This is a genomic window from Bradyrhizobium sp., assembly GCF_004799405.1.
In the GTDB taxonomy this organism is placed as follows: Bacteria; Pseudomonadota; Alphaproteobacteria; order Rhizobiales; family Xanthobacteraceae; genus Bradyrhizobium.
Window position 1 is genome coordinate 25,926 of record NZ_SSMW01000114.1, and the last position, 7,961, is coordinate 33,886.

Sequence of the window (7,961 nt, forward strand, 5' to 3'; positions counted from 1 at the left end):
GGCCTTTTGTTGTTTTGCGGCCAACGCCCGTTCGCTAAGCGGGAAGCGCCCGCCAGCGGATTCAATTCGTCGTGCAGGCCGTGGCGGGACTGTAATAGACGCAGGTCGACTGACGCGGCCGGGTATAGGCGACGTCGCTCAGCGTGACGCCGGCTTTCGCCATCACGTAGCCGACGGCGGGCGTGTAGAGGTAGCTGACTTCGCTGAAGATCAGATAGGTTCCGGCGATGGCAAGCGCCGACGGGATCGTGACGGTGGTGCCTACCGCGCGCGCCGTTCCCCCCTGATACGCCTGGCTCCATTGCACCGTCGCTCTCAGCGTCGTCGGATTGACGTACAATTCGGAGATCGCCGCGTTGGTCGGCGTCGAGGAGTACGGCGTCAGGATCGCGGTGCTTGCCGCGAAGAAATTGGTCAGATCGGAAGAGGCGACAGACGTCGATTGCGAGGCCAAATCGGACAGCGTTCGCGCCACCAGCGTCACCTTGCGGTCGACCGCAACCCCGGAGGAAAACTCGACTGTTCCAAAGAACATCACCAGCATGATCGGAACGATCATGGCGAATTCGGTCGCCGCGATGCCGTTCTGGTCCCTGAACAGTTCGGCGGCGGAAAGCCGCATGCCGCGCCATATTCTCGATATCGATTTCATCGCCCTGTCCTAGTAAGGCTCATTGCGAAACGCCGCCGTCGCCGCCAGCAGCCGCTTGTTACCCGACATGTTCGAAATGTTGTAGCCGAGCCCGGTGACGAACAGCGGCCATTGATAGAACAATCTCACCACCACGATGTCGCCGGGACCGCCGGGGTTGTACTGCATGTTGTTGACGAAATTGCCGCTGCCGTCGATCTGGCTGTTGATGGTCACGTTGGCGAACGCCGGGTAGCTCTCGACGTCGACGTAAACATTGCTGCAGGTGAACAGCGCCGGGATCTGGCTGCAGACATAGGCCTGAAACTGGGCCTGGGTGTAGGCCGCGGTCTGCGCCTGCCCGGTCAGGATCATGCGCGCGGAATTCTGCGTGATGGTCTCGAGCACCTGGCTCGCGAAGAACATGATCGCCGTCTCGATGATCGCAAACAGCAGCGCGAAAAACACCGGCGCGACCAGGGCGAATTCAACCGCAGCCGAACCGCGCCGGTTGCGGCGAAATCGAGCCAGGATATTTCCGGCGGGAGCCGTTGGAACAGCGGGCGATGGCATCCAAGCTTCCTTCAGGCGGCGGCAATGATCCGCATCAGGAGGATTACTCGAAAGCAATTGTCGAAGTGTTTCCTCAAATCCGGACAGAGTGACCCGCAGCGTTAACCCGGTGTTAGCCATTTCCAGGGCTGCGTCCTGTCCGAACGGCAGGATCGATTCGGCGCGCCGCCGCAAGCGTGGCGGGGTTGCGCGGCAGTCGACGGGACGCGCTTAATTGGTCGGCTTGCCGCCCGCGATGGCCTGACCGCTGAGAGCGGTGGCCTGATCAATCGTCGATTTGAAGTAGCCTTCGCCGTCGCCGAGCGTCACCCGCCGCTGGCAAGCCGGCATGCAGCTGTATGTTTCGCGCTCGACGCCGCGATAGATCGTGACGAGCTGATCGGTGGGGCCTTCGACCTGAATCACGCGGTCCACCAGCACCTCCCCGGCGCGGTCCATCGCAATGAAATTGGTGGCGCCATAGCCTTTGCCGGTGACGACGACGACGCCCCCGGTTTGCAGCGAAACGTCTGCAATCAGGGGGTTTCCGACCACGATGGTGACGACGCGGGCGGGCAGTTTGACGAGCTTTGCCTGATCGACGTTGACCGAGACGGCCTCACCCGCGGGGTCCGGCGCGGCCAGCACAGCCAGCGGCCATAAAACCATTCCGACCGCCAGCGACCGGATTCCGAAAGGCGCGCGCACGCGCATACGCAGGGAACTGAACGACATACTTTACCCCGGGGCGTTGACAAGCCGGCTAAAGCGATACGCAGCGGAACCGGCGCCCGACAGGGCAAATCTGACTTCAATTAGTGAATGAACTGCAAACAAGACCGATAAACAGCGGCCCGTCCGGCGTACTAGTGCCGGAACGGATAGACCAATTGTCCGCCGATCTCGGACGGGAACGCCTGATCATCGACGCCGTAGTCGTCGGGAAGCTGGTTTGCCGGCATCCGGAAGGTTCCGAACAGGATATCCCAGACCGGAAATGTCCCGGCGAAATTGGTGTTGCCGCCCGTTTCGAGCGAGGTGTGATGCCAGCGGTGGAATATCGGCGTCGCCAGCACGTATTTGAACGGGCCGAGGGTCCAGTTCAGGTTGGCGTGGACGAACGCCGAGTGGAATGTATTGAAGGGCCCGACCCAGAGCATCACGTTCGGGGAGATGCCAGCCATCAGCAGGATGACGTCGACGCCGATGGTCCCCAGCAACAGGTTCACCGGGTGGAACCGCGCCGCCGAAATCCAGTCCAGATCCTCAGACGAATGATGAATGGCGTGATACTTCCAGAATCCGCCGCCGTGAAACATCCGGTGCAGCCAGTACTGCGCGAAATCCGACAGCACCAGGAACAATATCGCCTGGAGCCAGAGCGGCAGCGTGGCCAGCGGCCCGTGGCCGTTGTCATAAAACGCGATCAGTTCGTCGGCGTCGTGTATCTTGAAGACGAAGCCGGCGCCGACCACGAGCAGCCCGATCCGCAACACGCGGCCCAATAACGGGACAAAGAACCAGTAGCAGATGTCGGTGATGAGCTCGCGCTTGCGCCACCACGGCGTCCCGGGATTGCAGGCCCAGAAATGGGTGAGCACGGAGAACACCAAAGCCAGCCCGATCGTGATCGGCACCACCTTGGCGATCGTCTGGCCAAGCAACTCGATGACTTCCAGGGGCAAATTGGACATAACCACCTCATGAGACCGGGGATCTCAGAGGTACCCGCTCATGCTTAAGGAGCGATGAATCGGGCGCGGCCGATACTGCGCGCGATCCCCCTGCTAGAAGCCATCAAAGCCAGCATCGCATTGTATGAAAGGCCTTAATTCCAAATTTACTCTGCTGAAGAACAGCCGGTTCCGGTGGATTTTACACAATCGAATTAACTGCGCTGCAATTCTCCGACCGTAGGGTGGCGCCATGGTCACGGTGCTGAGAACGCCGGCAAGACCAAACGTTAGTTCGACAGCCACGTGTCACATGGAGTTACCGAAATGAAGAACCTGATTGCGCGTTTCGTGAAGAATGAGTCCGGCGCCACCGCCATTGAATACGGCCTGATTGCGGCCGGCATTTCGCTGGCGATTATTGCTGTGGTCAACGGCCTCGGCACCAACCTGAACACCAAGTTCACCTCGATCAACAACTCGCTGAAGTAAGCGACTGTTTCGGGCAACCATCAAAGGCCCCGGTCAGCCGGGGCCTTTTTTGTTCTGGCCGGGATGTGACGGCGTAACCATGCGTAAACCCGGCTCCGGCGTGGCAACAAAAGTGGCTGCCACGGCAGTCGGCCCGGACAAGGCGTCCGTAACCACGGTCTGTCTCGCGCTGGCACTGGCGCTGGTTTTCCTGGCCTTTCGGATCGCAAGCCTCTGGTGATCGGGGCGGGCCGTTGTCCGATTGTTCACTTCTGGCCGCTAGACTCGGGGACAATGTCCCGACCTCGCGTCAGCCCCACAGGCTGTACAGATCCATGATCCTCGACATCGCCCGCCTTATGCTGTTTCCGGCCCTGATGGCGTTCGCGGCGGCGAGCGACCTCTTCACCATGACCATTTCAAACCGGGTGTCGCTGGCGCTGGCGGCAGGCTTCCTGGTCCTCGCGCTCATGAGCGGCATGGCCCCCTACGATATCCTCTCCCATGTCGGCGCCGGCGCCATCGTGCTGGTGGTGGCCTTTGGCTGCTTTGCCATGGGCTGGGTCGGCGGCGGCGACGCCAAGGTCGCAGCGGCGGCCGCGCTCTGGTTCGGCTTCGGCTATTTGCTGAACTATCTGCTCTATGCCTCCTTGTTCGGCGGCGCCTTGACGCTGTTGCTGCTCCAGTTCCGCGAATGGCCGCTGCCCTATCCGTTCGCCAGCCAAGCCTGGCTTCTCAAGCTGCATGCCAAGGAGAGCGGAATTCCCTACGGCATCGCACTCGCGATCGGCGCCTTGATGATCTACCCGGAGACGGAATGGATCAGGGCGGTCGATCTGGCGCACTTCGCCCTCCACTGATCCGGTAAACTCCTCATTAAGTTGATTTAGATACGCCTCATTAACCATGCTTTGACGAATAGCTGGTCAACTCCCGTTACGGCGGCGGAAGCGTCGCAGCGTAATGTGGAAAGTGAAGCGTATGAATACCGCACGCATTGTCGTCCTGACCATCGCTGTCGGTGCCGGCGGCATTGCCGCATATCTTGCGAGTGGGTCCGACAACAAGCCTCTCCCTGCCGAACCGGTCGTGCAGCTGCAGACCGTGGACGTTCTCATTGCCAAGTCCGACATCGGCCTCGGCCAGACGGTCAATGCCGACGACATGCAGTGGCAGACTTGGCCGGCTTCGACCGCAAGCAGCACATTTATCCGCCGTAGCGACCGCCCCGATGCGACCGCCCAGATTGCCGGCTCGATCGCCCGCGCCCCCTTTATCGCGGGCGAGCCGATCCGTGAGGCGAAGCTGGTCAAGGCCAATGGATCGGGCTTCATGGCCGCGATCCTGCCCACCGGCATGCGCGCCATCTCGACCGAAATCTCGCCGGAAACCGGCGCCGGCGGCTTCATCCTGCCCAACGACCGGGTCGACGTCATTCTTTCGAGACGCGAGAAGAACCAGGATCGCCCCAACGCGCCCGACGTCGTCATTTCGGAAATCATCCTGTCGAACGTTCGCGTGCTCGCGATCGATCAGGCTCCGAAGGAAAAGGACGGCCAGAACACCGTCGTCGGCAAGACCGTGACGCTTGAACTGAAGCCCGAGCAGGCAGAGACGCTGGCCCGTGCGCGCCAGGGCGGCACGCTGGCGCTGGCGCTGCGCTCGATCGCCGATCTCAATGCGCCCGACACCAAGACCGACGATCGTGCCGCCAAGCGTGGTGACAGCATCAATGTGGTTCGCTTCGGCGTCTCAAGCGCGACGACGACACAGAAGTGACCGAAAGGACGTCCGATATGAAATGCAGCGGAAATCAGCGGTTAATGCGGGCCTTCATCGTCCGCGCCCTGTCGTTTTCGGCTGTCGCAGCGCTGACGCTCAACCCGGCCCTGACCCCGGTGATCGCAAGCGACTATCGCAGCCCCGCGCCGGTCGTCGCGGACGGGCAGATGAATGCGCGTTTTCTGTCGCTGGGTATCGGAAAATCCATCGTGATCGACCTGCCGCGCGACATCAAGGACGTGCTGGTCGCCGATCCGAAGATCGCCAACGCCGTGGTGCGTTCGGCGCAGCGCGCCTACATCATTGGCGCCGCGGTCGGTCAGACCAACATCGTGTTCTTCGATTCCGCGGGCCAGCAGATCGCGGCCTACGATATCGCGGTCAAACGGGACCTTAACGGCGTACGCGCCGCATTGAAGCAAACGATGCCGAATGCCGACATCCAGATCGACGGCCTCGGCGACAGCATAATCCTGTCCGGTTCGGCGGCGTCGCCGATCGAAGCTCAGCAGGCCGGCGAACTCGCGGCCCGGCTGGCGGGCGGCCCGGACAAGGTCGTCAACTCGATCGTGATCCGGGGCCGCGATCAGGTGATGCTGAAAGTCACGGTCGCCGAAGTCGCGCGCAATATCGTCAAGCAGCTGGGCATCGATCTGTCCGGCAGCATGAACTACGGCACCGCGGTCGTGAACTTCAACAACAGCAATCCTTTCACGGTAAGCGGCGCGCCCCTGGTCGGAAGCAACGCCATTACCGCGGCATTCGGCTCAACCCCCTCGGTCTCGGCCACGATCCGCGCGATGGAAAGCTCGGGCGTGATACGAACGCTGGCCGAACCGAACCTGACCGCGATTTCGGGTGAGTCGGCGACGTTCATCGCCGGCGGCGAGTTTCCGATTCCGACCGGCGTGACGTGCCAAACCACGGCCGCGGGCTCGGTCGGTCAATGCGCGCCCTCGATCGCCTACAAGAAGTTCGGCATCTCGCTCAACTTCACCCCGGTCGTGCTGAGCGAAGGCAAGATCAGCCTGCGGGTGATGACCGAAGTATCCGAGGTCTCCAACGACAATTCGATCAACATCAGCGGGCTTTCGGTTCCCTCGATCAAGACCCGTCGCGCAGAAACCACTCTGGAAATTCCGTCGGGCGGAGCGATGGCGATGGCCGGCTTGATCCAGCAACAGACCAAGCAGGCGGTCAACGGGCTGCCGGGTCTCGCGCAATTGCCTGTTCTCGGACCGCTGTTCCGCAGCCGCGACTTCGTCAACAGCCAGACCGAACTGATGGTGATCGTGACGCCATACGTGGTTCGGGCGGTCGCGCAAAAGGATCTGTCGCGCCCGGATGACGGGTTCGTCAATGCATCGGATCCCCAGGCCGACCTGATCGGCAGCATCAATCGCATCTACGGCGTTCCGGGTCGCGTCGAACCGGCCCAGAATTATCGCGGCACCTACGGCTTTATCACCGACTGAGGCGGGACGAGGACGAAACCGATGACAAGCAAAACACCCGTCGACCGCAAACGCGCCTTCCACACGGCAGGAGCCCTTGTCGGTCTTGCCGTCGTGCTGGGCGCCTGCACCCACACCAATAACTCCACCACGACGTCGAGCTTTCCCGACGATTATCGCCTGCGTCATCCGATCGCGATTCAGGAAGCCGACCAATCGGTCGTCATCTTCGTCGGTCATGCGCGAGGCGGCCTTTCCGCGTCCCAGCGCGCCGACGTGATGGGGCTTGCGCAAACCTGGCGTCATGAGGGAACCGGCGCGATCATCGCCGACCTGCCGGTCGGTACCCCCAACGCGCTGGCGGCCGCGGATGCGCTGCGGGAAATCCGGTCGCTGCTGACGGCGGCCGGGGTGCCGCCGCGCGGAATCGTGGTGCGTCAATATCATCCGGAAAACCCGCGCCAACTGGCGACGATCAGGTTGAACTATCCGAAGATTTCCGCTGTGGCCGGGCCCTGCGGGCTGTGGCCGGACGATCTCGGGCCCTCGGTCAAGAACAAGGTCTACTTCGAAAATACCGACTACTACAATTTCGGATGCGCCTATCAGCGCAACATCGCAGCGATGGTCGACAATCCATCGGACCTGGTGCAGCCGCAGTCTGAAACCGCCGCCTACACCACGCGGCGTAGCGAAGCCTTCGAGAAATACCGCAAGGGCAGCACGACCGCGACCCTCTATCCGGAAGCCGACAAGGCCAAACTCAGCGACACAGGCAAATGATCAACTACGCGCGCCAAGATTCCGAAGCACAGCCGGAGGTCACCCCCCCGCCCGCGGACGATCACATCGCCCCGGCGCCGCGAGTATCCGTGCAAGCCTTTTGCGAGACGGTGGAAACCGCGGCCGCCGTGCAGGCGGCGGGCGAAGATCGCCGTCTCGGCAAGGCCCATCTCAAGATTCAGATGGGCGGCATGGCGGCCGCCAGCGAAGCCTACCGCTCCGCGCCGACACCGAACGTGATCATCCTGGAAACCGAAGCCCGCAGCGACATCCTGGCGGGCCTCGATCAACTTGCGACGGTATGCGACCCGGGAACCCGTGTCGTCGTGATCGGCCGGGTCAACGATGTCACGCTTTATCGCGAACTGGTGCGCCGCGGCGTCAGCGACTATGTGATTGCGCCGGTCAACGCGCTGGACGTGGTGCGCTCGATTTGCGGCCTGTTCTCGGCGCCGGAGGCCAAGGCCGTCGGCCGCATCATCGCGGTCGTCGGCGCCAAGGGCGGCGTCGGCGCATCGACTGTCGCGCATAACGTCGCCTGGGCGATCGCGCGCGATCTGGCGCTGGATTCCGTCGTCGCCGACCTCGACCTTGCATTCGGCACCGCCGGCCTCG

10 protein-coding genes and 1 pseudogene are annotated in these 7,961 nt (G+C 62.3%); 7 read left to right on the top strand and 4 right to left on the bottom strand.

Translation table 11 applies throughout. The annotated features are described in order from the left end of the window. Positions 1–61 precede the first annotated feature (61 nt). The 4 genes from E7813_RS17665 to E7813_RS17680 all read right to left on the bottom strand — a co-directional run bounded on the left by E7813_RS17665 (position 62) and on the right by E7813_RS17680 (position 2,877). The gene (locus tag E7813_RS17665) at positions 62–652 is read right to left on the bottom strand and encodes a TadE/TadG family type IV pilus assembly protein (RefSeq protein WP_291575990.1); all 591 of its coding nucleotides are present in this window, start codon (positions 650–652) and stop codon (positions 62–64) included. A gap of 9 nt (positions 653–661) precedes the next feature. Beyond that, positions 662–1,204 (bottom strand): TadE/TadG family type IV pilus assembly protein, encoded by a 543-nt coding sequence (locus tag E7813_RS17670; protein WP_291575992.1) that lies wholly within the window; start codon positions 1,202–1,204, stop codon positions 662–664. 210 nt (positions 1,205–1,414) lie between these two features. Beyond that, positions 1,415–1,852 carry a pilus assembly protein N-terminal domain-containing protein gene (locus E7813_RS17675; protein WP_291576009.1) on the bottom strand — a complete coding sequence of 146 codons (438 nt, stop codon included), beginning with the start codon at positions 1,850–1,852 and terminating at the stop codon, positions 1,415–1,417. A 197-nt stretch (positions 1,853–2,049) separates the two neighbouring features. Further along, entirely contained in the window at positions 2,050–2,877 is an 828-nt protein-coding gene (locus E7813_RS17680; protein WP_291575995.1) for a sterol desaturase family protein, read from the bottom strand. 306 nt (positions 2,878–3,183) lie between these two features. Between E7813_RS17680 and E7813_RS17685 the strand changes: the two genes are divergently transcribed. The 7 genes and pseudogenes from E7813_RS17685 to E7813_RS17715 all read left to right on the top strand — a co-directional run. Continuing rightward, entirely contained in the window at positions 3,184–3,348 is a 165-nt protein-coding gene (locus E7813_RS17685; protein WP_291575997.1) for a Flp family type IVb pilin, read from the top strand. 79 nt (positions 3,349–3,427) lie between these two features. Next, entirely contained in the window at positions 3,428–3,568 is a 141-nt protein-coding gene (locus E7813_RS17690) for a hypothetical protein (protein ID WP_291575999.1), read from the top strand. A 94-nt stretch (positions 3,569–3,662) separates the two neighbouring features. Beyond that, positions 3,663–4,187: a prepilin peptidase gene (locus tag E7813_RS17695; RefSeq protein ID WP_291576000.1), complete on the top strand. Its 525-nt coding sequence runs from the start codon at positions 3,663–3,665 to the stop codon at positions 4,185–4,187. A 121-nt stretch (positions 4,188–4,308) separates the two neighbouring features. Next, a complete protein-coding gene (cpaB, locus tag E7813_RS17700; protein WP_291576001.1) occupies positions 4,309–5,106 on the top strand; it encodes a Flp pilus assembly protein CpaB in 798 nt (265 codons plus the stop codon). Positions 5,107–5,150: 44 nt separating this feature from the next. Next, positions 5,151–6,584 (top strand): type II and III secretion system protein family protein, encoded by a 1,434-nt coding sequence (locus tag E7813_RS17705; protein ID WP_291576003.1) that lies wholly within the window; start codon positions 5,151–5,153, stop codon positions 6,582–6,584. A 21-nt stretch (positions 6,585–6,605) separates the two neighbouring features. After that, positions 6,606–7,346, top strand: a complete 741-nt coding sequence (locus E7813_RS17710; protein WP_291576005.1) for a CpaD family pilus assembly protein — start codon at positions 6,606–6,608, stop codon at positions 7,344–7,346. Next, positions 7,343–7,961, top strand: a pseudogene (locus E7813_RS17715) (CtpF protein); the annotation flags it as partial. The gene E7813_RS17710 and the pseudogene E7813_RS17715, both read left to right, overlap by 4 nt.

What these genes read in the sequence shown, in the direction of transcription:
- E7813_RS17680 (WP_291575995.1), bottom strand. Translation starts at nt 2,877, where the DNA reads ATGTCCAATTTGCCCCTGGAAGTCATCGAGTTGCTTGGCCAGACGATC.
- E7813_RS17670 (WP_291575992.1), bottom strand. Translation starts at nt 1,204, where the DNA reads ATGCCATCGCCCGCTGTTCCAACGGCTCCCGCCGGAAATATCCTGGCT.
- E7813_RS17665 (WP_291575990.1), bottom strand. Translation starts at nt 652, where the DNA reads ATGAAATCGATATCGAGAATATGGCGCGGCATGCGGCTTTCCGCCGCC.
- E7813_RS17710 (WP_291576005.1), top strand. Translation starts at nt 6,606, where the DNA reads ATGACAAGCAAAACACCCGTCGACCGCAAACGCGCCTTCCACACGGCA.
- E7813_RS17690 (WP_291575999.1), top strand. Translation starts at nt 3,428, where the DNA reads ATGCGTAAACCCGGCTCCGGCGTGGCAACAAAAGTGGCTGCCACGGCA.
- E7813_RS17675 (WP_291576009.1), bottom strand. Translation starts at nt 1,852, where the DNA reads ATGGTTTTATGGCCGCTGGCTGTGCTGGCCGCGCCGGACCCCGCGGGT.
- E7813_RS17685 (WP_291575997.1), top strand. Translation starts at nt 3,184, where the DNA reads ATGAAGAACCTGATTGCGCGTTTCGTGAAGAATGAGTCCGGCGCCACC.
- E7813_RS17695 (WP_291576000.1), top strand. Translation starts at nt 3,663, where the DNA reads ATGATCCTCGACATCGCCCGCCTTATGCTGTTTCCGGCCCTGATGGCG.
- cpaB (WP_291576001.1), top strand. Translation starts at nt 4,309, where the DNA reads ATGAATACCGCACGCATTGTCGTCCTGACCATCGCTGTCGGTGCCGGC.
- E7813_RS17705 (WP_291576003.1), top strand. Translation starts at nt 5,151, where the DNA reads ATGCGGGCCTTCATCGTCCGCGCCCTGTCGTTTTCGGCTGTCGCAGCG.